This window comes from Corallococcus sp. CA049B (assembly GCF_003611685.1).
Lineage (GTDB): Bacteria > Myxococcota > Myxococcia > Myxococcales > Myxococcaceae > Corallococcus > Corallococcus coralloides.
The window spans coordinates 1-25,387 of sequence record NZ_RAWC01000019.1 but is presented as its reverse complement, the minus strand read 5'-3'; the positions used below and the strand labels follow the sequence as shown (position 1 = coordinate 25,387).

The following is a 25,387-nucleotide window of genomic DNA, read 5'->3' as shown; positions in this document are numbered from 1 at the left end:
TCAGGGTCCGTCGGACGGCGAGGGCAAGGCAAAGCGCGCGGGCTTCCGCCGTTCGGAAGAACGCGCCGGGACAAGGTGCGCACGGGAGGGGAACAGGGCATGTCCAAAGCCCCCTCCGCATAGCCGACGCGCCCCGGACGGGGTTGGCTTCGTAAACTCGCGCGTCCCATCTGTCGGCTATCCGTCAACACCCCTGGCAGCCTGGTGGGCGGACGGGCGTCAGGGGGACGGCGCGGGATGCCCGTCCGGAGCGCGGGCGCTGAAGCCCCGGAAGCGCAGCAACGACACCACCAGCCCCACCGCGCACACCGAAGAGACGTAGTGCGCGGGCGCGAGCGGGCTCTGTTTCAGGGCCAGCGTGACGGCGAGCGGCGTGAGGCCGCCGAACAGCGCGTACGCCACGTTGTAGGAGAACGACAGGCCGGAGAAGCGCACCGCCGGGGGGAAGGCCTGCACCATCACCGCGGGCACCACGCCGGCCACGCCCACGCAGAACCCCACGCCCGCGTAGAGCGGCACCAGGTGCTCCGGCGCGGCAGCCACGCCCCGGTAGAACAGCTGCGCGGCGACCAGCAGCATCCCCGAGCCGATGGCCATGGCCCGCGTGGACCCCAGCCGGTCCGCGAGCAGCCCGTAGCAGATGCAGCCCACCGTGAGCGTGAGCGTGGCCACGCTGTTGGCCGCCAGCGCCTTCGCGGGCGGGATGCCGTGCAGCTGCTGCATCAGCGTGGGCGTCATCAGGATGACCACCACGATGCCCGCGGTGAGCACCCAGGTGAACAGCATGGACACCACGACAGCGGGCGCGTGGCCCCGGAGCGCGGCCTTGAGCGGCAGCTCGCGCACCAGCGCCTTCTTCTGGCGCATCTCCTCGAAGACGGGCGTCTCCTGGAGCCAGCGGCGCAGGAACACGGCGAAGAAGCCGAACACGCCGCCCACCACGAAGGGAAATCGCCACCCGTACGCCAGCACCTGCTCCGGCGTGAACGCGGTGTTGACCGCGGTGGCCACCAGCGAGCCCAACAGGATGCCCAGCGTGAGCCCGGAGGTGAGCGTCCCGCACGCCAGGCCCACGCGGCGCTCCGGCACGTGCTCGGAGACGAACACCCACGCGCCCGGCACCTCGCCGCCCACCGCGGCACCCTGCAACAGCCGCAGCGCGAGCAGCATGAGCGGCGCCGCGTACCCGGCCGTGGCGAACGTGGGCAACAGGCCCATGCACAGCGTGGGCACCGACATCAGGAAGACGCTCAACGTGAACATCCGCTTGCGCCCGGTCCGGTCCCCGAAGTGCGCCATCACGATGCCGCCCAACGGACGCGCCAGGTACCCCGCCGCGAACAGCCCGAACGTCTGCAGCTGCCGCAGCCAGTCCGCCGTCTCCGGTGGGAAGAACAGCTTCCCCATCACCGCCGTGAAGAACACGAAGATGATGAAGTCATAGAACTCCAGCGCGCCCCCCAGCGCCGCCAGGCCCAGGGTGCGGATGTCCCGGGCGGACAGCGGACGGGGAGCGGCCAGCGGGGACGGGGCGTTGGAAGGGAGGGTCGCCATGCGCTTGAGGACCCGGAGGATATGCCGGACGCCCCGTGTGTCGGCGATCCATCACGTTGTTAAAGTGTATTCTCCGTAAAACCTGTTGACACGTTGTGCGAAACTTGTGGGGAGGTCTCGGCATAGGTATCTTCCGGGAATTGCGAGTTCCGTCCCGGGAGTACAATTTGGACAGGGTTGATACCGCGACGCCCATGCCGGCCGCGCCCGGGGTGGACATCCTCTTCGGGAAGTACCGAATGGTGCAGCGGCTCGCCACGGGCGGGATGGCGCACCTGTTCCTGGCGACCATTGACGGGCCGGACGGCTTCTCCAAGGCGTGCGTCATCAAGCGCATCCTGCCGGAGTACGCGAACCTGGAGCCCTTCGCGCGGATGTTCGCGGACGAGGCGAAGGTGGCGGCGCTGCTCACGCACCCGAACATCGTGCAGGTGTTCGACTTCGGGAAGATAGACGGTCAGTACTACCTGGCGATGGAGTGGATCCAGGGCCAGTCGTTGGACCGCATCATGCGGCACGCGGCGGCGGCCCACATCCCGCTGGGGCCCCGGGTGACGGTGGACGTGGGCCTGGCCATGTCGGACGCGCTCACGTACGCGCACGCGAAGACGCTGTCGGACGGGACGCCGCTGAAGCTGGTGCACCGGGACATCACGCCGGGCAACGTGCTGGTGTCGCGCGACGGCATCGTGAAGCTGGCGGACTTCGGCATCGTGAAGAGCTCCGTGAACCTGGAGCGCACGGTGGCCGGGGTGGTGAAGGGCAAGTACGCGTACATGTCCCCGGAGCAGATAACGAACCGGGAGCTGGACCACCGCTCGGACCTGTACTCGCTGGGCATCGTGCTCTACGAGGCGTCCACCGGGCGCCGCCTGTTCAAGCGCGACTCCATGGAGGCCACCATCATGGCCGCGTCGGCGGGGGACGTGCCGCCGCCGTCGCACGTGGCCCCGGGCTTCCCGCCGGACCTGGAGCGCATCCTGCTCAAGTGCCTGGCGAAGGACCCCGCGCAGCGCTACCAGACGGCGCGCGAGCTGCACGACGACCTGGAGCGCTACCGCACGGCGCAGCACTGGACGTCCGGCGGCCGGGAGCTGGCGGCGCTGATGGCCACGCTCTTTCCTCCGGATGCCTCCGGCCGCGTGTCCACCGCGCTGGCGGTGCCGGGGTCCATGCCGGGCTCGTCGCCGGGCGCGTCCGCGGACGCCTCGGGCATGGGCTCCACGCGCACGCCCACCGGCATCTCCGCCCCGTCACCCTTCGCGCCGCCGGAGCACGCGGTGGACCTGCGCGAGCCGAGCGCGCTGGTGCCCACGGGCATGCTGCCCCGGAGCACCGGGACGGGCTCCACCACGGGCGTCATCCCGCCGCCGGAGCAGGCGGCCGCGGCCGGGGCGTTCCCCTGGGGGCTGGCCGCGGCGGCGGGCGTCGCGCTGGTGGGCAGCGCGGTGTTCTGGCTGTTCATCGCGTGAAGCGCGGGCGCACCGTGTCGTCGTGGGAAGTGGGACTTTGAACGTGAAGAATCAGAAGACCTGGGTCGCCGTCATCCTGCTGGGCGCCGTGGCCGTGAACGCCGGGGCGTACCTGATGGTCCGCTCGCGCAAGGCCGCTCGGCCCGAGCCCGCCGCCGCGCAGCCTGCCGAACCCACGCCCGCCGTGGCCCCGCCCCAGACCGTGGCGTCCGTGGCCCCGCCCAAGGAGGACTCGAACGCGGGGCTGGTGCGGGCGCTGCGCGCGTCGGGCCTGGCCGCGCTGGAGGACCGCGACTACGAGCGCGCGGTCGCGCAGTTCACGGAGGCGCTCAAGCTGCGTCCGGATGACAAGGACAGCGACCTGACGCGGCTGTTGGGCATCGCCACCGACCTGCGCTCGCGTGAGCAGTCGAAGACCGCGCAGGCGCCCACGCCGCGTGAGCCGGCGCACACCCGCGCGCCGCCCCGAACGCGCGCCGCGAAGCTCGCCGCCGCACGGGCCGCCCGCGAGCAGCAGGCCACTCCGGCCGCCGCGCTGGAGGAGGCGAGGGGCGGGCTCTTGCTGGTGACGTCCACGCCGCCGGGGCTGGTGGTGATGGTGGATGGCAGGGCGGTGGACCTGACGCCGGCGCGGCTGCCGGTGTCCGCGGGCGCGCACCGCGTGGTGCTCGCGCAGGGCGACCGCCGCCTCTACGAAGAGACGGTGGAGGTGGACGCGGACTCGGTGCGCTCGCTCAACCGCGACCTCACCGCGGAGCTGTCGCCGCCCGCGCAGAAGCCGGCCGCGGTGCCGGTGGCGGCCGTTGCCCCGGCCTCGCCCCCGGCGGCGGATGGCCCCGTGGCGTCCCCGCGCGACCCGGAGCCCTCGAAGCCGCCGGAGCCCTCCGTGGCCAAGGCCGCCGTGGCGCAGCGGGGCGACCTGGAGGTGACGTCGCCGGGGCTCTACGGCGAGGTGTGGATCAACGGCCGGCCGTATGGCTTCCCGCCCATCTCCGCGCAGGCCCTGCCTTCCGGGCCCGCGAAGGTGGAGGTCCGCGTCAACGGCGAGGTGAAGCGGCGCATGACGGTGGAGGTCGAACCGGGCCGCAGCACCCGCGTGCGCGTGAAGTGAAACAGGGCTCCCCCCGCATTCGACGCAGTGCACGCAGTCCCAGAGGTTCCCCCCCCAACTCCGAGAAGGTTGTTTCGTATGGGCTTCACCCGTCACGGGCGTCGTGTGTGTGTATGGCTTGCGCTGCTGGGCGCGGGCACGGGCTTCGCGCAGACGGCGCCGGAGCCCACCCTGGACCCCGGGCCGCCGGAGACGCCCTCCGCCCAGGAGCAGCGCGAGGCTCCGCTGGAGGAAGAGCCGGAGGTGCACAGCCAGGTGGCGTCGTTCGCCATCACCCGGCTGCATGACTCTCCGGCGGTGGTGACGGCCATCACCGCGGATGAAATCAAGGCCTCCGGCGCGCGCGACCTGATGGACGTGCTGTTGCAGGTGCCCGGCTTCTTCTTCGGCGTGGACGTGCAGGGCACGGTGGGGCCGGGCTTCCGCGGCCTGTGGGGCCAGGAAGGCAAGGTGCTGCTCATCATCGACGGCAAGGAGATGAACGAGCAGCTCTACTCCACGATGCAGCTGGGGCACGAGTTCCCGGTGGAGCTGATTGAACGCATCGAGGTCGTGCGTGGCCCCGGCTCCGTCATCTACGGCGGCAACGCGGAGTTGGCCGTCATCAACGTCATCACCCGGGGCATCCAGGGCAGCACGGACGCGCTGGCGGTGGGCACGTACGGGCAGCTTTCGCACGGCCTGGGCCGCCGCAGCCTCACGCTGTCCGGCCGCAAGGTCTTCGAGAGCGTGCCGGGCCTGAGCGCGTTCGCCTCCGCGTCGCTGGGACAGGGGCAGCGCAGCGACGCGGTGTTCGACGACTTCTATGGCGGCTCCGCGAGCATGAACGGCGCGTCGCGGATGGACCCCACGGTGGTGCAGGCCGGCGTGGGCTACCGCGACCTCCAGCTGAGCATCCTGTACCAGCGCCAGGACACCACGTCGGTGGTCTCCGTGGACGAGGTGCTGCCCGCGCCCGCGAACACCGACTTCGAGTCGTTCCATGCCGAGCTGAGCGACCGCTTCCGGCCCACGGACCGGATTGAAATCATCCCCCGGCTGAACCTCACGCTGGGCGAGTCCTACCGGGACTCCGACGAGTCGTCGGACTTCTTCTACGACAAGCGCTACCGGCGCCTGCGGGGCCGGGCCCTGGCGCGCTGGGCGGCGTTCGACTTCCTCCAGCTCACGGGCGGCGTGGACCTGGCGTTCGACCAGGGCCAGCTCCGGGGCCCCGCGGGCATCGGCCTGCAGGAGCCCTTCAACGGCGACGAGGACGTTGTCTCCTACCGCAACGTGGCGGCCTTCATGGAGGTGTACTCGGACAACCCCATCGCCACGGTGGTGGCGGGCGCGCGCTTCGAGGACCACAGCGCCTTCGGCAGCTCGTTCGTGCCGCGCCTGGTGCTGCTCAAGTCCTTCGGGCCGGTGAGCGGCAAGGCCCTGTACAGCCGCGCCTTCCGCGCGCCGGGCATCGAGAACATCTCCCTGGGCGACGACGTCCGGCCGGAGCGCACCACGGTGTACGAATTGGAGGCCACCGTGCGCCTGGGCGAGGGCCAGAGCCTGAGCGCCAACGCCTTCGACGTGGGCGTGACGGACCCCATCATCTATTCGTACGACCCCATCACCGCGTCGGAGGCGTACCGCAACCTGGGCCGCCTGGGCAGCCGGGGCATCGAGCTGGACTACCGGCTGCGCGGGTCCTGGGGCCGCGCGCAGGCGGGCTATTCGTTCTACCGGCCGGGCGGGCGCAACGACGTGGAGGACTACCTGGTGCCCGGCCAGCCCAACGCCTTCACCGGCCTGCCCACGCACAAGGTGACGCTGGCGGGCACGGCGAAGGTGCTGCCGTGGCTGTCCGTCAGCCCTACCGCCGTGCTGGTGGGCCAGCGCTTCGCCGTGGGGGCACCGGACGAGGAGGGCGTGTCGGAGGTCCAGACGCTGTCGCCCCGGCTCCTGCTCAACCTCTTCGTGCGCGCGGAGAACGTGGGGACGAAGGGCCTGGAGATTGGCGCGGGCGTCTACAACCTCCTGGGCAGCGACTTCCGGGTGGCCCAGCCCTACAACGGCGGCCACGCGCCCCTGCCGGTGTTCAGCCGCGAGTTCATGGTGAAGCTGACCTACATGTTCGAGCCGTCCTACGACGACGAGTAGCCTGGCCGTCATCCGGACCGCATCCGACGTTGCGCGAGGGCGTGGCGGGGCGTAGGGAAGCCGCCTGCCATGTCCGAGAACACCCAGCTCCTCGAAGCCGTCCGGAAAGAAGCCAAGCCGGGACTCTGGTCCAAGGGCGTCAGCCTCGCGCGGGACGGCGCGGTGGCGCTCCAGTCGCGCACGGGCTCGGAGGTCGAGCTGCGGGTGAAGGTGGCGGGCCGGGCCGTGGCCTTCACCGTCGTCCTCTACCCGGGCGACGAGGCGTGGGAGTGCGACTGCCCCAGCCCGGTGGACCCGTGCGAGCACGTGGTCGCGGCGGCCATCTCCCTGGACAAGGCGGAGAAGCAGGACGCGCCGCTGGAGGCGGTGTCGGAGCGCTGGTCGCGCGTGGTGTACCGCTTCACGCGCGTGGAGGGCGGGCTGCAACTGCACCGCGTCCTCGCGCACGCGGACGGCACGGAGGAGCCGCTGGAGGACCTCACCGGTCGCCTGGCGAAGCCCCAGGCCGGCGTCACGTTGCAGGTGGAGCAGGTGGACCTGGTGATGGAGCGCCTGTTGGAGCGGCGCACCCGGGGCCCGCTCCTGGCGGAGAAGCTGGACGCGCTGCTGAGGGCCCTGGAGCCCGCGCGCAACGTGCTGCTGGACGGCCGGCCGGTGGCGGTGTCCGGCGAGGTCCTGCCCCCGCGCGCGAAGGTGGAGGACAAGGGCCAGCAGTGGGTCATCACCATCACGCGCGACCCGCGCATCACGGAGGTGGTGAGCCCCGGCGTCGCGCTGACGGCGGAGTCCCTGGTGCGCCTGGGCGAGACGGCGATGACGGGCGCGTGGCTCCAGCACCTGCCGCTCGTGCGCACGTATTCACCGGAGCAGCTGGGGGAGCTGTCCGCGAAGATCCTCCCGGAGCTGGCGCGGCGCATGCCGGTGGACATGAAGAGCCGCCGCCTGCCGCCGCTGGATCGCGACCTGAAGCCGCGCATCTTGCTGGAGCTGAACCAGCTGACCCAGGGCCTGTCGGTGCTGCCCACGCTGGTGTACGGCGCGCCGCCGACGGTGCGCATCGACAACGGGCGCATGGTGTACCTGCGCGGCGCGGTGCCGCTGCGCGACGAGGCCGCGGAGCAGAAGCTGCTCCACCAGCTGCGCGACGAGCTGAACCTGGTGCCCGGCCGCCGGCTGACGGTGCAGGGCCCGGAGATGATGCGCTTCGCGGACAAGCTGCGGAAGTTCCGGGGCGACCTGGGCGGCGACGCGGCGGGCATCGTCAGCCCGGACATGCGCCTCAAGCCTGCCTTGCGCGTGGAGGGCGGCGCGTCCGGCGCGGGTGTTCCGGAGGTGCGCTTCACGCTGGAGTTCGAGGTCGAGGGCGGCAAGGGCGGCGCGCGCACGGTGGACGCGGCGGCGGTGGTGCGGGCGTGGACGGAGGGGCTGGGGCTGGTGCCGCTGGATGGAGGCGGCTGGGCGCCGCTGCCGCGTGCGTGGCTGGACAAGAACGGGCAGCGCGTGGCGGACCTGCTGGCCGCGCGTCAGGCGGACGGCCGCGTCGCGAACCACGCGCTGCCGGAGCTGACCCAGCTGTGCGAGTCGTTGGACCAGCCGCCGCCTCCGGGGTTGGACAAGCTGGCCCCGCTGGTGGAGGGCTTCGAGAAGCTGCCGCCGCCGGTGCTGCCCGCGGAGCTCAACGCCACGCTGCGCGCGTACCAGCAGCAGGGCGTGAGCTGGCTGTCGTTCCTCAAGGGCGCGGGGCTGGGCGGCATCCTCGCGGACGACATGGGTCTGGGAAAGACGCTCCAGACCATCTGCATCCTGGGGCCCAAGTCGCTGGTGGTGTGCCCCACGAGCGTGCTGCCCAACTGGGTGGCGGAGCTTGCGCGCTTCCGTCCGTCGTTGAAGGTCTGCGTGTACCACGGCCCCGGCCGCAAGCTGGACCCGGCGGCGGACATCACGCTCACCACGTACGCGCTCTTGCGCCTGGACGCGGCGGTGCTGGGCGCGCCCACGTGGGAGGCGGTGGTGCTGGACGAGGCGCAGGCCATCAAGAACCCGGAGAGCCAGGTGTCGCGCGCGGCGTTCGGGCTCAAGGCGAACCTGCGCCTGGCGCTCAGCGGCACGCCGCTGGAGAACCGCCTGGACGAGCTGTGGAGCCTGATGCACTTCACCAACCCGGGCCTGTTGGGAGGCCGCCGCCAGTTCGAGGAGAAGACGGCGCAGCCCATCGCGGACGGCAAGCCCGGAGCGGCGGAGGGCCTGCGCCGCCGCATCCGCCCGTTCATCCTGCGCCGCCTCAAGCGGGACGTGGCGCCGGAGCTGCCGCCGCGCACCGACTCCGTGATGCACGTGCAGCTGGATGAGCGCGAGCGCTCCGTCTACGACGCGGTGATGGCCGCGACGCGCGCGGAGGTGGTGGCGCTGCTCAACGAGGGCGGCAGCGTGCTCAAGGCGCTGGAGGCGCTCTTGCGGTTGCGGCAGGCGGCCTGCCACTCCGCGCTGGTGCCGGGGCAGGTGGCGAAGACGTCCTCCAAGGTGCAGACGCTGGTGGACGCGCTGGAGACGGCGGTGTCGGAGGGCCACAAGGCGCTCGTGTTCTCCCAGTGGACGTCGCTGTTGGACCTCATCGAGCCGGGGCTCAAGGGAGCGGGCATCGGCTTCGAGCGGCTGGACGGCGCGACGGCGAACCGGGGCGAGGTGACGTCGCGCTTCCAGGGCCAGGACGGCGCGCCGGTGCTGCTCATGTCGCTGAAGGCCGGAGGCACGGGCCTGAACCTCACGGCGGCGGACCACGTGTTCCTGATGGACCCGTGGTGGAACCCGGCGGTGGAGGCGCAGGCCGCGGACCGGGCGCACCGCATCGGGCAGGAGCGGCCGGTGATGGTCTACCGGCTGGTGTCCCAGGGCACGGTGGAGGAGAAGATCCTGGGCCTCCAGGAGAAGAAGCGCGCCCTGTTCGAAGCCGCGCTCAGCGAGGCCGCGGGCGCCGCCGCCATCACCCGCGAGGACCTTCTCCAGCTGTTCGCATGAGCCCTGCCTGGGCCAGCAGTTCGCGCACACGTCGCGCCAGCGCGACGTGCTCGGGGTTGGCCACGGTGAAGCGTTCGGGGGTCAGGATGATCAACGTGCCCCTGTCCTCCACCGGCTCGATGCGCACGGGGGCGGGCAGGGGTGGCACCGTGCCCCGGTCACGGGAGAGGTACGTCACCCAGCCGAGCCAGATGTCTGCCTCGCCTTCCGCATCCTGCAGGTCCCGGTGCGCGTGGGACATGGCCACCGCCCAGTCGGATTCCCAGGCCAATGCCATGCTGCGAGTCACGTCCGTCAGCATGGAGGCCGTGAGCATTCGCTCAGCGCTCTCTCCTTTCGAGGGAATTGAAAGGACGCATACGTTGGCGGAGTTGGTCTGCGCGTAGCTCCCGCAGGTCATATTGACGAACACAATCTCATTGGGAGGCCCATCGTTGTATGCGCTGACCGTCAGCCCCAATTGCTCGAAGGCCGGTCCGCCCGGCTCGCGGTTGACGCCACGCCGGAACGCTTCCGTCAGGGTGGGCAGGTCGGGAGGCATGAGGGGCGTCTTGCGTCCCTTGCCGCGCGGCTTGGGGATCTTGTTCCAGTTCGCCAGCAGGGGATCGCATGCGGCCAGCAGGTTGAAAAAGGCCGCCGCGCGCTGGGCACACTCCTCGGGAGACTCTCGCCGAGGACCCCAGTAGGCACCGGCATAGTAGGTCTCTGGATAGGTCCCGGAATCAGCAAGCGTCGTCATGAGGTGATTCTCTCAAGGATTCAAGGGATGCACTGGGGTGGGAATGACGACAATCTCCTTAACGGAATTGTCCCACAGCAACTTCCGAATGGAGTCTGCCGCATGCTTCTCAGCGACGTGCCATTCAATCCGAATTCCCATTCCACGGACGACTTCGACCTGCCGACTGCCTTGGGTCACGAGTTCCTCGGCCTTGCCCGAAAAACGGAACCAATCCTTGGGAGTAAGGTCGTCATTGAAGAACGCCGAGTAGCCGGGGCCCTTGGCGTCCAGGAGCACGTCATCCCTGAATCCGTCGAACTTGACGCCTCCGTCCTTCGTACTCGTGCCGCCGACCCAGTACGCCTCATCCGCCGTGTGCCCGGTGATCTGCTCCTGGTAGCGCCGGGCACGCGGAGACATTGACTCCCTGGCGGGCGCCCACTGCCCGGGCCCCTTGGACGGTGCGGCGCCACTGCCCGGCGCGTTCGCGCGCTGGAGGATGATGGCCGCCCCGGGCCCGCCGCTCAGTGCCGCCGCCGCGCGCCCCGCTGGCACCGAAACGCGCTCCAGTGCCAGAGCCCCCTCCGCCGACAGTGAGAGCACCGGCACCGAGACTTCCGCGCCGAACGTCATTCCCTTCAGCGTCCGAGAAGTGGCCGAGGCCGCTCCCCCGGTGAGGAGCAGTCCCGTCGTCAGTCGCGACACTTCGCGGATCTGCTCGCCACGGGTCATGGACTGGAAGCGTTCCCAGTACATGGGCGTGGACGCGATGAGCGCCGCCACACCCGCTGGCAGGTGGCTCAGTCCCGCGATGCTGTCCATGGGGCGCGTGAGCAACTGGCCCAGCGCGTGGTACAGCTCCACGAAGGCGTCCTCGGCTCCGTCCAGCGTGCGGCTGATGACGTCCGCGTCGTCGTACACCTCGGCCAGGGGCCGCCAGTCCGAAGCCTGGAGCTGTGCGTCCAGCGCCCGGAAGGCACCGCCCTTGCCGCCGTAGAAGCGACCCAGCTCGAAGCCATGCGCGCGGAAGGCGCCATCCCTCCACTCAACCGCCGCGACTTTTTGCTGGGTGTGCCCTGTGAATGCCCAGGCCAGGTACCCGTCGGGGCGTAACACCGCGATCCGTTCCCTGGAGAAGCGCTCCGACCGCCGGGACAACTCCTGCCGTGTGACCGCGCGTCCCCCCATCACCTCGCGCAGGATGAACCCCGTGGCCATCCGGGGCGGGAAGGTGCTCAACGTGACGGTCTTGCTCAGCAGCACTCCCATCAGTCGCGTTGCTTGCGTGGGCGTCAGCTCGCCAGCCAGGGGGCGTTCGTCTCGCGCCTCCAGCCCCGCGTTCGCCAGCAACTGCTCCCATGCGTCCGGCTGTGCGTCGTCATGACGGGGGACCTCCGCCATGGCCACCGCGCGAACAGGGCTTGCCCCCGTCGCCCGTTCGCGCTCGGCCTTGCGGCGGTACAACGGCTGAGCTGCACTGGAAGGCGCGACGCTCGGCGCAGGGGCGGATGCGCGCGGCGCCTCATCGCTCGACGCGCGCACGCCAGGGGATGCGGCGGCCGTGCGAGGTGTGTAGCTCAGCGAACCTCCATGCCTGGGAGGCGCCGAGGCGCAGCCGGTGACGAGGAGGGCCACGCACGCAAGCAGGACGTCAGCGCGCATCGTTCGCCCCCAGGCCCACTCGAGGTGACCCATTGCTCGCGCCTCCTGACGGCACACCGGTCTGGCGTGCGGATCCCGGTCATAACCGCCGGGTCCGACAACCCGGCCAGGCAGGAGTCGAGCTGTTCCTTGGCGCGATCAGGTCGCGAACGTCACCGCCACCTTCGCGGCGTCCGGGTCGCTGAAGCGCAGGAGATCCTCTCCCTCCTGCACCAGTACGTCGCGGACGGGCTTCTTCACCGGTTCGAAGGGCTTGCACACCAGCGTCGCGACGCCCTTCTTGCGCTCGGTGCTCCACGAGCCCGCGACGTGCCCATCCACCAGGAACACGTTCAGCACGCGCAGGTTCTTCGTGGACAGCTTCTCGCGGTGCTCCTCCGGCACGACGCGGGTGCGGTCCGCGTGGGAGAGGATGAGGTTGTCGAAGTCCGGCAGGAAGCGCACCGGCGCGGGCGTGTCTTCATCCGGGCGCGGGGCCTTGGGCAAGTCGAAGAGGACGCGCTTCTTCTCGTCGCGGAACTCCACCAGCTTGCCGCGCACCTTCTCGAAGGCGTCCTTCAACGGCTTGATGCCGGACCAGGCCTGCATGTCCGCCACGGTGGCGGGACCGAAGGCGGCCAGGTAACGCAGCACCAGCGGCGACGCGTCGTCGTCTGTCGACAGCTTCTCGCCCAGCCACGACTCCGCCAGCGTGAAGCCGGAGTTGCCGGGCCAGCCCCACTCCAGCCCCACCTCGGGCACCTGTACGAGCGGCAATCCCATCCGCGTGGCGAAGCCCATGGCCCGCTCATCGCCGTCCACGTGGTGCTTCAGCAGGTGCTCGCGCACCTCCTCGAAGGTGCGGGGCTGCTCCTGGAGGAAGGGCTTCGCGGTGGCCAGGAGCGCGGGCAGATCCAACGCCGCGGCGCGCTCCTTCAGCACGGAGCGCATGGCCGCGTTGAGCAGGGGCTGGAAGAGGCCGCGGTAGCGCAGGTAGTCCTTCGCGGTCATCAGGTGCAGCGTGCCGCGCATCATCGTGCCGCGCGCCAGCTCCCGCTTCAGCGCCAGCTTCGTGAGCGTGTCGCGCTGGAAGCCCTGGATCCGGGACCAGAGCGCCAGGTACGGCGGACGCGCGAGCTGCGCTTGCAGCCCCACCAGGTGCTCGATGGCGCGCGGCACGGTCATCTTCTCGCGCGTGAGCAGCAGCTGGCGCGCGAGCGTGGCGCGGTTGAGGGCCTGACGGGACAGGACGTCGCTGGGCATGCGCCCGAGCATACCCAGCGGCTCTCAGCGCGTGAGCGCGGGAATCACCTTCTCGCCGAAGGCCTCGATGAAGCCGTCCTGCTCGCGGTTGACGTTGTGCAGGTACAGCCGGTCGAAGCCCAGGCTCAGGTCCTCGCCCAGCCAGTCCACGTGCTGCTGGAGGCTGCTGGAGACGCGCAGCGGCCCGTCCAGGTCGTGCGGCTGCACCACGTTCGCGGCCTCCTGGAACTGCGCGGGAGCGCGCAGGTCGGTGAGGACGCCGTTGGCGAAGATGTTCGACGCCCACTGGTTGTACGCGCCTTCACGCGCGAGCTCGTCGTCCTTCGCGTAGGACAGCTGCACCTTGAGGAACAGGGGCTTGCCCTCGCCGCCGCCTTCGCGGAAGGCATCCACCACCTTGCGCAGCTCCTCCGGGGGCCTCGCGGTGGTGATGAGCCCGTCCGCCCAGCTCCCCACCCAACCGGCCGTCTTCGGCGTCACGGCCGCGCCCACCAGGAGGGGCATGTCCCTGGGCCGCGTGTAGAGCTTCGCCTCCTCCACCGTGACGAGCCCCCGGTGCGTCACCGTCTCGCCGCGGAAGAGGGCGCGCATGATGTCCACGCACTCCTTCAGGCGCGCGTTGCGCAGGTCCTTCGCGGGCCAGCCCGTGCCGGTGATGGCCTCGTTGAGGTACTGGCCGCTGCCGAGCGCCATCCACGCCCGGCCGGGGTACATCTCGTTCAGGGTGCCCAGCGCCTGCGCGACGATGGCCGGGTGGTAGCGCTGGCCCGGCGCCGTGACGGAGCCGAAGGACAGCCCGGTGGTCGCCAGCGCCGCGCCCATGAACGCCCACGCGAAGCCGCTCTGTCCCTGCGCTTCCGTCCACGGGTGGAAGTGGTCGGAGTTGAGCGCGGCCTGGAAGCCCGCGCCCTCCGCCTTCTGACTGAGGCGCAGGAGCTCGCTGGGCGGGAACTGTTCGTGCGACGCGTGGAAGCCGATGAGGGGCATGGGTGCGCCCACCCTGGAGCCGGAGCGGCCCGGCCGCGAGGCCTGTCTTCGCGCGAGTGTTGGCTGAACGAACCCTGGCGGCCCCCGGGTGTGGGGTTCCTCACGGCGCGCAGGAGTCTCCGGATGCCGCCCGGAAACGGAGGGCTAAAGGGAACGGCATGATTGAAGACCTCTGGTACAAGAACGCGGTCGTCTACTGCCTCGACGTCGAGACGTTCATGGACGGCAACGGCGACGGCGTGGGGGACTTCACGGGCCTGCGCCGCAAGCTGGACTACCTGGCGGGCCTGGGCATCACCTGCCTGTGGCTCTTGCCCTTCCAGCCCACGCCCAACCGCGACAACGGCTACGACATCAGCGACTACTACGGCGTGGATCCGCGCCTGGGGGACCTGGGCGACTTCGTGGCCTTCACCCACGAGGCGAAGCTGCACGGCATCCGCGTCATCATCGACCTGGTGGTGAACCACACGTCGGATCAACACCCGTGGTTCCAGGCCGCGCGCAAGGACCCGGACAGCCGCTACCGCGACTACTACGTCTGGTCGAAGAAGAAGCCCAAGGACGCCCACAAGGGAATGGTCTTCCCGGGCGTGCAGCCCTCCACGTGGACGTACGACAAGGAGGCGCGCCTCTGGTACTTCCACCGCTTCTTCGACTTCCAGCCCGACCTCAACGTGGCGAACCCGGAGGTGCGCGAGCAGATCCTCAAGGTGATGGGGTACTGGCTGGAGTTGGGCGTGTCCGGCTTCCGCGTGGACGCGGTGCCCTTCCTCGTCGAGCTGAAGGGCGTGAAGAACCCGGACGTGAAGAACCCCTACAAGCTGCTGGAGGAGATGCGCGAGTTCCTCTCCTGGCGCAAAGGGGACGCCATCCTGCTCGCGGAAGCCAACGTCACCATGCACGAGGTGGTGGAGTTCTTCGGCGACAACGACCGCATGCAGATGGTGTTCAACTTCCTGGCGAACCAGAACTTCTACCTGTCGCTCACGCGCGGGGACGTGACGCCGCTGGTGCAGGCCCTGAAGTCATCCCCCAAGCTGCCGCACACGGCGCAGTGGGCGAACTTCCTGCGCAACCACGACGAGCTGGACCTGGGGCGCCTGTCGGACGAGGACCGGCTGGAGGTCTTCGAGGCCCTGGGTCCGGACAAGGGCATGCAGCTGTATGACCGGGGCCTGCGCCGCCGGTTCGCGTCGATGCTGGACGGGGACCGCCGCCGCATCGAAGTGGCCTACAGTTTGATGTTCTCACTGCCGGGGACTCCAGTGCTCTGGTACGGCGACGAGCTGGGCATGGGGGAGAACCTGTCACTCGTGGAGCGGCAGGCGGTGCGCACGCCCATGCAGTGGAGCCCGGAGCCGCACGGCGGCTTCACGCTGGCGCAAGAGCCGGTGAAGCCCCTGGTGTCGGAGGGGCCGTTCGGCTTCCGGCAGGTGAACGTGGCGCAGCAGCGCCGCGACCCGGGCTCGCAGCTCAACTGGACCGAGCGCATCATCCGGGCGCGCAAGGAGTGCCCGGAGCTGGGGTGGGGCGCGTGGAAGGTGCTGCGCACGGGCAACAAGGGCGTGCTGGCCATCCGGTATGAGTGGAAGGGCAACGCGCTGGTGGTGCTGCACAACCTGTCCGCCCGGCCCTGCACGGTGAAGCTGGATCCGGGCGGCGAGGCGCCCTGCACGCTGTTCAACGTGCTGAGCGAGGACCATTCCGAGCCCGTGGACGGCCAGCGCCACGTGCTCACGCTGGAGGGGTACGGCTACCGGTGGTTCCGCGTGGGGTTGGAGAACCCCGCGCGCAAGCACCGGACGGAGCCCTTGCCCTAGAGCATGCTGGCGATGTCCTTCACCGGCTGCGGGGCGGCCTCGGTGTTGGCCAGCGCGCCCGTGAAGGCTCCGAAGATCATCCCGGCCGGGTTGGCGCGGCCCTTCGTGATGGACCCGATGACGCCCTCCGCGGCGCCCTTCAGGGTGTTGACGTAGCCCTTCGCGGCGCCCTCGAGCACGCCCTTGAAGCCGCCCTCCGAGTTGCCCACGCCCGTCAGGACGTTGCTGACTCCCGGCAGGAACCAGAGGGCCTTGCCCGCCTCGCCCGCGGCCCACTGGAAGTTGTCCTTGTTGCTGCCGTCCGCCTTCACGTGGGTGTCCTTGGTGGTCGGCAGCTGGTGCTCGCCCAGGAAGGAGTAGCCCTTCTCCGCGAAGTCCTTGACCATGCCGGCCTCCGTGCCGTGGCGCGCGTCGCCGTCCTTGGTGATGCCCTCGATGTTGCCGTCGCCCTTGCCGTTCTGGACCTTCTTCGACCGGTCGTCGCCCGTGGAGGCCTTGGCGCTGTCGATGAACTCCAGCACCTTGGCCAGACGGTAGACACCGTCGGCGTTCTGCTTGGGGTCCTTCAGGTCCAGCTTGGGGTCCACGCCCGTCTGCTTGCACAGCTGGTCGAACTTGATGTCCTTCTGGCGGCCCAGGTTCTTCAGCGCGGGCGTGTCGTCGACGATCTGCGCGGCGGACCGCTTGTCCCCGGCCGGGCGCTTGTCATTGGCGCTGGGGACGCCGGAGTTGGAGGACTCCGGAGCCGGAGCCGGCTCCCGGGTCTGAGCCGGAGCCGGGGCCAGGTTCTGGAGCTGCGGGGGGAGCCCCCGGGGGGCGAAGGTGACCGGTTCCGGCGCCAGATCCTGGAGCTCCGGGGGGAGCCCGTGGGGGGCGAAGTCGACCGAGGCCGGAGACAGGTCCTGGAGCTGCGGGGGGAGCCCGCGGGGAGCGTAGGCGGCCGGGGCGCCGAGCATGTCCGCCGCACCCTCCATCCCGGGCATCGCGAGCGGCTGCCGCCGGTTGATGATCGCGGGCTCGAACGAATCCACCTGGCTGAAGCCCCGCGCGGGCATGCTCTGGGAGGCGTCCGCCACGGGCCCCGCGGAGAGCTGTGCCTTCGGGTTGACGAGCGCGGACTCCGCGGTGCTGGGGCGCATCAGGGAGGAGGAGCGGGCCGTGGCCTTGAGGTCGATCATGGTTTTCACCTGGGGTCTGAGCTGCGACGTTGCCTGACCTCATTGCAGCGCCCATGCCGCCCCGGGGCCGCTCGTAACTCGTGGACTTTCCAGGGATGAGGATGCGGTGGCGGGCGCTCCGGCGGTGACTCCAGTCACCAGGAGGATGGCGCCAGTCACCACGGCAGGGCTTCAAGGTTGGCTGCGCGGTGGGGACACTTCCCGCGTTAAGAGGGGGCCTCGTTCATGAGCCACGCACCTTCCGAGTCATCGTCTCCTCCCGGCGTCGCGCTGCGCTCCGCGCTCGCGTTCGCTGTGCTGTTCGCCTGCTACGAAGCGCCGGAGGGGATTGGCGGCCGGGTGCTGGGCAGCTTCGCGGTGACGGCGGCGCTGATGCTGCTCTTCCACGCGGTGGCCTGGGGCGTGGGGCGGTGGCTGGGCTACCGCAATGGCTTTCATGCGTATGCATTGGAGTGGCGTGGCTCCGCGCTCGCGCGGGCGCTGGCGGTGATGCTGGTGCTCAAGCCGCTGTCCGTGCTGGTGGGCGTGGCGGTCGGCGTGATGCGCGTACAGCCCCTGGAGAAGCCGCTGATGGGGACGGCGCTGCTGCTGGCCGTGCTGGGCGTGGCGGTGTCCACGTTCGTGCCGTCGGTGGCGGAGGACATCGTCGCGCGCGGCTTCTGGTACCGCACGTGGCCGGTGGCGGGGCGGGGCGCGGGCTACGTGGTCCTGGCCGCGTGCGTGTTCGTGCTCACCCACGTGTACCGGCTGGGCAACGGTCCGCTGGAGTGGCTGATGTTGTTCTGCACGGGTCTGGCGTACGCGGCGGCGGTGGCCCGCACGGGCTCGCTGTGGGGCGCCGTGGGGCTGCACTGGGGATGGAACCTGGCGAACGGGCTGCTGGACCTGCAACTGGACGTCAACTCGGTGGGGCAGGGCGGCCGGATCCTGTCCACCGTGACGGGGCTGGTGGCGCTGGGGCTGGTGGTGCTGCTTCCGAAGCGACGTGACTCCACGGTGTAGGTGGCGGGCTCTGGAGCTTCGGGTTACAGACCCGGGGGAGGAGGCTCGCGATGCCCGCTCCCCTGACGCGGCGCCCGGAGACGAAGTCGTTCAGCATCGAGGACCTGCTCGACCGCGTGCGGCGCGGCGAGGTGCGCATCCCCGACTTCCAGCGCCCCCTGCGCTGGACCGCGGAGGACGTGCGCGACCTGCTGGACAGCGTGTACCGGGGCTATCCCATCGGGACCCTGTTGTTCTGGCGCCGGGACGCCCCCGCCGCCAACGTCAGCTTCGGCCCCGTGCGCATCGACGCGCCCTCCACCAGCCAGGGCCTGTGGGCCGTGGACGGACAGCAGCGCGTGACTGCGCTCGCGGGCGTGCTGCTGCATCCGTCCTATGGCGATGAGGCCGGACGCGATGACTTCCACCTGTACTTCGACCTGGAGACGGAGGAGCTGCACGCACCTCCGGAGTCCGGTGCGCCGCCGCCGCACTGGCTGCCGATGAACGAGGTGCTGGACAGCGAGTCGCTGCTCCACTGGCTCAACCGCTACCCGGGCCGTGAGGCGAACCCGGAGCACCTGCGCGCCGCCATCCGCCTGGGCAAGGCCATCCGCGAGTACCAGGTGCCCGCGTACGTCGTGGACACGGCGGACGAGAAGGTCCTGCGCATCATCTTCAAGCGCCTCAACACCGCGGGCCGGCCGCTCACGGATGAAGAGGTGTTCAACGCGCTGTACGTGGGCTCGCGCTCGCTCAGCCTGGAGTCGGTGACCGAGGGGCTGCGGGAGCTGGGCTTCGGCAACATCCCGGAGTCGTTGCTGCTCAGGGCGGTGCTGGCCGTGCGCGGTCTGGACTTCACGCGGGGCTACCAGGAGCAGCTCAACCAGGACGACGAGCTCACGGAGACCGTCCGCCGCACGGACCGGGCGCTCCGGGACGCCATCGTGTTCCTCAAGCGCGATGCGTTCATCCCGCACCTCAAGCTCCTGCCGGCACCGGAGAACTCGCTCGTCCTGCTGACGCGCTTCTTCCAGCTGCACCCGGAGCCGTCGCCGCGTTCCCGGGAGCTGGTGTCGCGCTGGTTCTGGCGCCACATCGTCTTCGGCGGCTGGGAGCTGAAGCCCCCGGAGGCCCTCCAGGTCTTCGCGGCCATCCGCTCCGATGAGGAGCGCTCCATCCAGGCGCTGCTGGCCCAGGTCCCGCCTCCGCTCATCCGCTGGTGGATGGAAACCGGCATGCCGGTCATCCCCCACACGTCCATACGACCGCCTCTGGTCCTGCGCATCGCCATGTTGTCCCTCCATCCCCGGGACCTGCTGACGGGCGGGGTGCTCGAACCCGGTGAGGTGCTGGCGGAGAGTGAGGGCTTCCAGCGCCTCCTGCCTCTCGAGGGCGATTTGCGGTGGGCCATTGCGGATCCCCAGGGCCGCCGCGCGCTGGTGCGGGTGACGGAGCGCCCCTTCAACTTCCTCTTCCACCCGCGGATCCCGGGAGGGTTGGTCGCGAGGCTGCTGGATGCGCAATCGCCGCCGGGCCAGGAGGTGCTCCAGAGCCACGGCATCACCCCGGACGCCATGGAGGCCTTGCGGCGGGGGGACCCCATGCGCTTCCTCCAACTGCGTCAGGCGGTGCTGGAGCCCGTGCTGCGCCAGTTCATGGAGGCCCGCACGCGCTGGGACGACTCGGACCGGCCTTCGCTCCAGTCGATGATCATCGACGACGATGAGGACTGACATGGACCCCACGCTCCCCGTGTCCACCACGGGCATCCTCGACGTCCTCATGGGCGACGTGCACGTCGGCACGCTCACGCTGCTCGCGGACGAGCGCATCGAGTTCAGCCTCTCCGAGGACTACCGCCAGCGCTACCCGCGCCCCGTGCTGGGCCAGTTCTTCGAGGACGACCTGTCGCGCCGCCACACCAGCCGCATGCGGCTGCCGCCGTTCTTCTCCAACCTGCTGCCCGAAGGCCCGCTGCGCGACCTCATCTCCGAACGCGAGCACATCGCCCGGCAGCGTGAGTTCTTCTTCATCGCCCACCTGGGCGCGGACCTCTCCGGCGCCGTCATCGTCCGCCCCGCGGGCGAGCTCGCCGGCCACGACTCGCCCCTGACGGACGCCCCCGCCGAGCCCGTGTCGGACGGTGAGCCGCTGCGCTTCTCGCTCGCGGGCGTGCAGCTCAAGTTCTCCATGCTCCGGCGCGACCGGGGCATGACGCTGCCCATGGGCGGCCTGGGCGGAGACTGGATCGTCAAGCTGCCGGACAACCGCTACGACCGCGTGCCGGAGAACGAGCTGTCCGTGATGACCTGGGCCCGCGCCACCGGCATCGACGTGCCGGAGCTCCAACTGCTCCCGGTCTCCGACCTGCACGGCCTCCCGGAGGGCATCACCCTGCGCGAGGACCTGGCCTACGCCATCCGCCGCTTCGACCGGCCGTCCCCTGGCCGCCGCGTGCACATGGAGGACCTGGCGCAGGTGCTGGGGCTGTACTCCGACGAGAAGTACAAGAAGTACAACTACGAGACCATCGCCAACGTGCTGCTCAAGGTCGCGGGCCTGGACGCGCTCCAGGAGTTCCTGCGGCGGCTGGTGTTCATCATCGCGTGCGGCAACGGCGACGCGCACCACAAGAACTGGTCGCTCTACTACCCGGACGGCACGCACCCCACGCTGTCGCCCGCGTACGACTTCGTCTCCACCATCCAGTACATGCCGCAGGATCAGCTCGCGCTGAACCTGGCGAAGTCCAAGCGCTTCGAGGACGTGTCGCTCCAGAGCTTCGAGCGGCTGGCGCGCAAGCTGGGCCTGGCGGACGAGGACGTCCTCCCGGTGGTGAAGGGCGCCGTGGAGGTCGCGCTCGACGCGTGGACCACGCTGCGCGCGGACCTGCCCATGCCGGAGCTCTTCAAGCAGCGCATCGAGGAGCACTGGAAGCGCGTCCCGCTGCTCCAGGGCAACGTGAAGCGCAGCGCGGGCGAGCTGCGCCAGACGGTCAACGCCTTCTTCACCCTCTACAACGAGCTGCCCCGCCTGGGCCCCGGCAGCGACGCCTGCACCCGGGAAGCCCTGCGGCGCCTGTCCCCGCTGCCGCCCTCGCCGCGCGTGCTGGACCTGGGCGCGGGCACCGGACGGCAGTCGCTGGTGCTCGCGCGGGAGCTGAACACGCGCGTCACCGCCGTGGACCTGCACCGGCCCTACCTTGACCGGCTGGAGCGCGAGGCCCGCGAGCAGGGACTGTCGGAGGCCATCGTCACGCGCCAGGAGGACATGCGCGCGCTGACGCTGCCGCCCGCTTCCGTGGACCTGCTCTGGTCCGAGGGCGCCATCTACCTGCTGGGCTTCGAGCAGGGCCTGCGCCAGTGGCGGCCGTTGCTCGCGCCCGGTGGGCTGGTGGCCGTCACCGAGTGCACCTGGCTCACGGACGTCCGGCCCCCGGAGGCGGTGCGCTTCTGGGCCGCCGGGTATCCGTCCATGGGCAACATCGCCCAGAACCGCGCCAGCGCGGAGGCGGCGGGCTTCACGGTGCTGGACACCTTCACGCTGCCCGCGTCCGCGTGGTGGGACGACTACTACACGCCGCTCCTCCAGCGCATCGAGCGGCTGCGCCCCACCGCGGACGCGGCGCTGCGCGAGGTCATCGCGGCGGCGGAACAGGAGGTGAACCTGTACCGCCGCCACGGGGACAGCTACGGCTACGTCTTCTACCTGCTGCGCTCGCGCGACTAGCGGCGGCTGTTCAGGTAGTCCGCGTGCCACGCGGCGGGCAGCACGGCCAGCACGTCCGAGGCGACGGGCGTGTGCTTCTGCCGCGCCAGGTCCGTCTGCATGCGCGCGTCACCGACCAGGAAGCCGTTGGCGATGAGCGTGTGCTCCTTGGCGCCCACGTCCAGCAGCTCCGTGTCCGTGCCCAGGGTCAGGTTGTAGACCTGGCCCTTGAAGGGCACGCGCTCCACGGAGGCCAGCGTCGCCTCGCCGTCCTTCGTCATGAGCACGTCGCCCACCGCGAGCTCGCCCGCCGTCACGACGCCGCGGGTGCGGCTCACCATGGGGTGGGTGTTGGTGACGAGCACGTCCTGGCCCTTGCCCGCCTTCAGGCGCACCATCGGCTGGGACTCGGTGCCCTTCGTCACCGTGGTGACGGTGAGGGCGCGGCCGGACGTGTTCGAGAGCACGCGGTCACCGACCTTCACGGACTCCACGGGGACGGACTTGCCGTCCGCGCGCAGCACGCGCGTGCCCGCCGCGAGGCAGCTGTTCTTGAAGTCCAGCACGGCCAGCCGGCGGAAGCCCACGCGCGTCACCGGGCTGAAGCCGCCACCGGAGCGGGGGCACGTCGCGTTCACCGTGGTGAAGGCCTGCATCGCCACGTCCTGCTCGTGGGCCAGGCAGTCCGTGCCCAGGTCCATCAGCCCGTTGAAGGGGATGCTGGACGCGTCCGCGCCCGTGCCCAGCGGCAGGCTGCCCGTGAGCACCACCGTGCCCGGCGTGGTCGCGGCGACGTTGTTCACCTTGCAGCGGCCGCCCGCGCTCAAGAGGACGATGTTCACCTCGCTCTTCACCGCCGTCACGGAGCAGTTGGCCGGCAGGCCCGTCACGTAGGTGCCTCGCGCCGGCAGGTACAGCTTGGCCGCGCTGAACGCGCCCGGCGTGGGCCAGTAGGCGGTCGTGTCCGGCAGCCACTTCTTCGCGGTCACGGACTGCAGGGCATTCACCGCCGCCACGCCCGTGTAGCCGCCCGCGAAGGCGGTGATGTTGCCGGCCGCGTCCTTCTTCGCCAGCGTGTAGTCGCAGTCCAGCGCGCCCGTCGCGGAGCCGCGCTCCAGGCAGGTGCGGATGGCGTTGCCCGCCAGCCCCGTGCCGATGAGCTCGCGCGGGTGGTCGAAGTTCAGGCCCGGCGGTAGGAGCAGCACCGTGGTGTCCGCGGTGGAGTAGAAGGTCTCCATCCGGCCGCTGGCCTCGTCATACGCCATGGCCACCGAGTCGTAGTACAGGACCCGGTCCGGGCCCGCGTCCAGCACCACGTTCAGCGGATCCGTCTCCAGCGTCTTGGCCAGGTAGTCCTCCGTGGCCGTCGTGGCCAGCAGCTGGAACTCCTGGCGGTCCGGCGTCGTGGAGTACGCGTTGAAGTCCACGTAGGAGTAGTCCGCGCCGCCAGCGCAGGTGAGGTAGCCCGAGCCCTGGAACGTCGTCTCACCGCTGCCGTGAGCAATCTCCTCCAGCGGCAGCAGGTGGCCGCACCACTCGGCGGTCGTGGTCTGCGCCTTCACGTTGCCGGAGGCCTTCTCCGCCAGCACGCGCTCGCGCTGCCGCGACAGGCTGGAGAACAGGCGCGGGGAGTTGGCCGGGGTGTTGCCCGCCGCCTCCAGGCGCTTCATCAGGAAGGCGTACTGATCCGCGTCGCCCAGGTCGAGCGGCATCTGGGTGCCATCGGCGTGCTGCTGCTTCCACTGCGCGTACAGCTTCGACATCTTCAGCGAGTCGTGGGCCCGGTCCTGGCGCACGGCGGCTGACGGCGCTTCGCGCGGGGGCTCGGCCGTGCAGCCGGCCATGAGGGGAGTCGAGAACACCATCGCGGACAGGGCGAGGCGCTTCCAGCTGGGGGCGACATGGAGCATCGGGGAACTCCGCGAACCGGACGCCTCCTCACAATGAGTGTTGGCTCGGTTCACATTGAGTATGCTCCCGATAGTCCTGGATGTCCCATGAAATCAGGTTGAAGTCTGTGACATCTCCGTGCCTGTGATTGGTCAGGCGGAGGCGACAGGGATTGAGACATCCCGGGTCACAGCTGGCCGGGGATGTAGCGCGGGAGGTTACGAACGGAGAGGATGGGCGGCCCATGCCGGCCCCCGCCCCCCGAGCCGTCCCCGGCACGACGCAGGCGGAGGTGGACACCTACTGGCTGAAGCACGTGTATCAGGGCGACCGGCTGCCCCAGCTCACCCTGCGCGCGGTGCTCCTGGGCGCGGGGCTGGGCGTGCTCACCTGCGCCACCAACCTCTACGCGGGCCTGAAGACGGGCGTGGCGTTCGGCGTGGCCGTCACCGCCGCGCTGCTCGCGTCCGCGACGCATGGGACGCTGCGGCGCTTGAGCCCCCGTGTCGCCGGGAGCCCGTTGTCCCTGCTGGAGCTGGGATGCGCGCAGACGGTGGCGTCGTCGGCGGGGTACGCGACGGGCGGCGCGCTCGTGTCGGTGCAGGGGGCGTGGTTGTTGACGACGGGGCACCACCTGCCCGGGGTGACGCTGCTCGCGTGGACGTTCCTGTTGTCCGCGCTGGGCGTCCTGTTCGCGGTGCCGCTCAAGCGCCAGCTGGTGGACCGGGAGCAGCTGCCGTTCGCGTCCGGGACGGCCGCGGCGGCGACGGCTCGCGCGCTGCATTCGGGAGGGGAGGCGGCGGGGCCGCGGCTGCGCATGCTGGGCGTGGGCGGGCTGATTGCCGGCGTGTTGACGCTCGCGCGTGATGGCTTCGGGCGCCTGCCGTATGCGTTTGCGTTTCCCGGGACGCTGGGTGGGGTGTCGCTGGAGCGGTTGGGGTTCGCGCTGGAGACGGGGTTGATGCCGGTGGGTGGAGGCGCGCTGTTGGGTTTGCGCGTCACCGCGTCCATGTGGCTGGGGGCGCTCGTCGTCCACGGCGTCGTCGCGCCCCGGTTGATGGCGGCGGGCGTGGTGGCTCCGGAGGGGGACTTCCTCGCGTGGGCGCTGTGGCCGGGAGCGGCGGCGCTCACCACCGCGTCGCTGTTGCAGTTCGCGCTCCAGGCCCGCGTGTGGGGCAGGGCGCTGCGGGGGCTGCGCGGGCCTCGTCAGGCGCCGCATCCCATTGAAGCGCTCCAGGTGCCCGGGCGGTGGTGGGTTGCGGGGATGCTGGTGCTGACGCCCGCGACGGTGGCGCTGGCGAAGGTGGGCTTCGACGTGCCGGTGCCGCACGCGCTGCTCGCGGTGGCGCTGTCGTTCGTGCTGTGCCTCATCTCCTGTCGTGTCACGGGGGAGACGGACATGAGCCCCGTGGGCGCGCTGGGGCAGGTGACGCAGCTCACGTATGGCGTGCTCCTGCCCGGGGACGTGCGCGCGAACCTGGCGACGGCGGGCATCACGGTCAACGCGGCGTCCTCCTCCGCGGACCTGCTCACGGACCTGAAGGCGGGCCACCTGCTGGGTGCGAATCCGCGCCGCGTGTTCCTGGCGCAGCTGGTGGGGTGTGTCGTGGGCGCGCTGGTGGTGGTGCCGCTGTTCTACCTGCTGGTGCCGGAGCCGTCCGTGCTGGGGTCGGAGCGCTTCCCTGCGCCGGCCGCGACGATGACGGCGGGCGTGGCGGCGGTGCTGGCGTCGGGGCTGGACGCCGTCTCGGCGGACCTGCGGATCGCCATGGCCTGGGCGGCGGGGGCGGCGGCCGTCCTCACGCTGGGTGAGCAGGCGCTGCCGGAGCGCCTCCGCCGCTGGACGCCCTCGGCGGTAGGAATGGGGCTGGCGTGTCTGCTGCCTGCCTCCACCTGCCTGGGGT

The 25,387-nt window shown here is 70.6% G+C and carries 16 protein-coding genes; 9 read left to right on the top strand and 7 right to left on the bottom strand.

Features of this window, described 5'->3' with window-relative positions; genetic code table 11:
* Window positions 1-219: 219 nt before the first annotated feature.
* Complete coding sequence (locus D7W82_RS06695) at window positions 220-1,554, bottom strand: MFS transporter (protein ID WP_120617528.1); 1,335 nt, start codon at window positions 1,552-1,554, stop codon at window positions 220-222.
* Between the two features lie 194 nt (window positions 1,555-1,748).
* Here D7W82_RS06695 and D7W82_RS06690 point away from each other — a divergent pair, with 194 nt between their 5' ends.
* From D7W82_RS06690 to D7W82_RS06675, 4 genes are all read left to right on the top strand, one after another.
* Window positions 1,749-3,026, top strand: a complete 1,278-nt coding sequence (locus tag D7W82_RS06690) for a serine/threonine protein kinase (protein WP_233587344.1) — start codon at window positions 1,749-1,751, stop codon at window positions 3,024-3,026.
* 43 nt (window positions 3,027-3,069) lie between these two features.
* Complete coding sequence (locus tag D7W82_RS06685) at window positions 3,070-4,137, top strand: PEGA domain-containing protein (protein WP_120617564.1); 1,068 nt, start codon at window positions 3,070-3,072, stop codon at window positions 4,135-4,137.
* 78 nt (window positions 4,138-4,215) lie between these two features.
* Window positions 4,216-6,273, top strand: a complete 2,058-nt coding sequence (locus D7W82_RS06680) for a TonB-dependent siderophore receptor (RefSeq protein ID WP_120617526.1) — start codon at window positions 4,216-4,218, stop codon at window positions 6,271-6,273.
* A gap of 69 nt (window positions 6,274-6,342) precedes the next feature.
* Window positions 6,343-9,288 (top strand): DEAD/DEAH box helicase, encoded by a 2,946-nt coding sequence (locus D7W82_RS06675; RefSeq protein WP_120617525.1) that lies wholly within the window; start codon window positions 6,343-6,345, stop codon window positions 9,286-9,288.
* Here D7W82_RS06675 and D7W82_RS41385 read toward each other — a convergent pair.
* The 4 genes from D7W82_RS41385 to D7W82_RS06655 all read right to left on the bottom strand — a co-directional run bounded on the left by D7W82_RS41385 (window position 9,254) and on the right by D7W82_RS06655 (window position 13,900).
* A complete protein-coding gene (locus D7W82_RS41385; protein WP_233587343.1) occupies window positions 9,254-10,027 on the bottom strand; it encodes an immunity 52 family protein in 774 nt (257 codons plus the stop codon). The genes D7W82_RS06675 and D7W82_RS41385 overlap by 35 nt on opposite strands.
* 12 nt (window positions 10,028-10,039) lie before the next feature.
* Window positions 10,040-11,671 (bottom strand): Tox-REase-5 domain-containing protein, encoded by a 1,632-nt coding sequence (locus D7W82_RS06665; RefSeq protein WP_120617562.1) that lies wholly within the window; start codon window positions 11,669-11,671, stop codon window positions 10,040-10,042.
* 138 nt (window positions 11,672-11,809) lie between these two features.
* Complete coding sequence (locus D7W82_RS06660) at window positions 11,810-12,913, bottom strand: winged helix DNA-binding domain-containing protein (RefSeq protein WP_120617561.1); 1,104 nt, start codon at window positions 12,911-12,913, stop codon at window positions 11,810-11,812.
* Between the two features lie 24 nt (window positions 12,914-12,937).
* A complete protein-coding gene (locus D7W82_RS06655) occupies window positions 12,938-13,900 on the bottom strand; it encodes a TIGR03885 family FMN-dependent LLM class oxidoreductase (RefSeq protein ID WP_120617524.1) in 963 nt (320 codons plus the stop codon).
* A gap of 158 nt (window positions 13,901-14,058) precedes the next feature.
* On the opposite strand from D7W82_RS06655, the gene D7W82_RS06650 reads away from it, so the two are divergent.
* Window positions 14,059-15,723, top strand: coding sequence for an alpha-amylase family protein (locus D7W82_RS06650; protein WP_120617523.1), 1,665 nt, complete (start codon window positions 14,059-14,061; stop codon window positions 15,721-15,723).
* Here the strand turns inward: D7W82_RS06650 and D7W82_RS06645 are convergent.
* Window positions 15,720-16,901, bottom strand: a complete 1,182-nt coding sequence (locus D7W82_RS06645; protein ID WP_120617522.1) for a hypothetical protein — start codon at window positions 16,899-16,901, stop codon at window positions 15,720-15,722. The genes D7W82_RS06650 and D7W82_RS06645 overlap by 4 nt on opposite strands.
* Window positions 16,902-17,126: 225 nt before the next feature.
* Here D7W82_RS06645 and D7W82_RS06640 point away from each other — a divergent pair, with 225 nt between their 5' ends.
* Genes D7W82_RS06640 through D7W82_RS41380 form a run of 3 tightly spaced genes read left to right on the top strand, consistent with a single transcriptional unit; the run spans window position 17,127 to window position 21,614 of the window.
* Window positions 17,127-17,903, top strand: a complete 777-nt coding sequence (locus D7W82_RS06640; RefSeq protein ID WP_120617521.1) for a CPBP family intramembrane glutamic endopeptidase — start codon at window positions 17,127-17,129, stop codon at window positions 17,901-17,903.
* Window positions 17,904-17,953: 50 nt separating this feature from the next.
* Window positions 17,954-19,618 (top strand): DUF262 domain-containing protein, encoded by a 1,665-nt coding sequence (locus D7W82_RS06635; RefSeq protein WP_120617520.1) that lies wholly within the window; start codon window positions 17,954-17,956, stop codon window positions 19,616-19,618.
* A gap of 1 nt (window position 19,619) precedes the next feature.
* Window positions 19,620-21,614, top strand: coding sequence for a HipA domain-containing protein (locus tag D7W82_RS41380; RefSeq protein ID WP_233587342.1), 1,995 nt, complete (start codon window positions 19,620-19,622; stop codon window positions 21,612-21,614).
* On the opposite strand, the gene D7W82_RS06625 is transcribed toward D7W82_RS41380, so the two are convergent.
* A complete protein-coding gene (locus tag D7W82_RS06625) occupies window positions 21,611-23,503 on the bottom strand; it encodes a Hint domain-containing protein (protein ID WP_120617519.1) in 1,893 nt (630 codons plus the stop codon). The two genes, D7W82_RS41380 and D7W82_RS06625, sit on opposite strands and share 4 nt — an antisense overlap.
* Before the next feature lie 224 nt (window positions 23,504-23,727).
* Between D7W82_RS06625 and D7W82_RS06620 the strand changes: the two genes are divergently transcribed.
* Window positions 23,728-25,387: OPT family oligopeptide transporter (locus D7W82_RS06620; RefSeq protein WP_147439246.1), on the top strand; the 1,660-nt coding region annotated here is incomplete at its 3' end.

Coding starts and splice junctions, on each gene's coding strand:
- D7W82_RS06690 (WP_233587344.1), top strand. CDS start 1,749: ATGCCGGCCGCGCCCGGGGTGGACATCCTCTTCGGGAAGTACCGAATG.
- D7W82_RS06625 (WP_120617519.1), bottom strand. CDS start 23,503: ATGCTCCATGTCGCCCCCAGCTGGAAGCGCCTCGCCCTGTCCGCGATG.
- D7W82_RS41385 (WP_233587343.1), bottom strand. CDS start 10,027: ATGACGACGCTTGCTGATTCCGGGACCTATCCAGAGACCTACTATGCC.
- D7W82_RS06635 (WP_120617520.1), top strand. CDS start 17,954: ATGCCCGCTCCCCTGACGCGGCGCCCGGAGACGAAGTCGTTCAGCATC.
- D7W82_RS06655 (WP_120617524.1), bottom strand. CDS start 13,900: ATGCCCCTCATCGGCTTCCACGCGTCGCACGAACAGTTCCCGCCCAGC.
- D7W82_RS06695 (WP_120617528.1), bottom strand. CDS start 1,554: ATGGCGACCCTCCCTTCCAACGCCCCGTCCCCGCTGGCCGCTCCCCGT.
- D7W82_RS06645 (WP_120617522.1), bottom strand. CDS start 16,901: ATGATCGACCTCAAGGCCACGGCCCGCTCCTCCTCCCTGATGCGCCCC.
- D7W82_RS06650 (WP_120617523.1), top strand. CDS start 14,059: ATGATTGAAGACCTCTGGTACAAGAACGCGGTCGTCTACTGCCTCGAC.
- D7W82_RS06660 (WP_120617561.1), bottom strand. CDS start 12,913: ATGCCCAGCGACGTCCTGTCCCGTCAGGCCCTCAACCGCGCCACGCTC.
- D7W82_RS41380 (WP_233587342.1), top strand. CDS start 19,620: ATGGACCCCACGCTCCCCGTGTCCACCACGGGCATCCTCGACGTCCTC.
- D7W82_RS06665 (WP_120617562.1), bottom strand. CDS start 11,671: ATGCGCGCTGACGTCCTGCTTGCGTGCGTGGCCCTCCTCGTCACCGGC.
- D7W82_RS06640 (WP_120617521.1), top strand. CDS start 17,127: ATGAGCCACGCACCTTCCGAGTCATCGTCTCCTCCCGGCGTCGCGCTG.
- D7W82_RS06680 (WP_120617526.1), top strand. CDS start 4,216: ATGGGCTTCACCCGTCACGGGCGTCGTGTGTGTGTATGGCTTGCGCTG.
- D7W82_RS06675 (WP_120617525.1), top strand. CDS start 6,343: ATGTCCGAGAACACCCAGCTCCTCGAAGCCGTCCGGAAAGAAGCCAAG.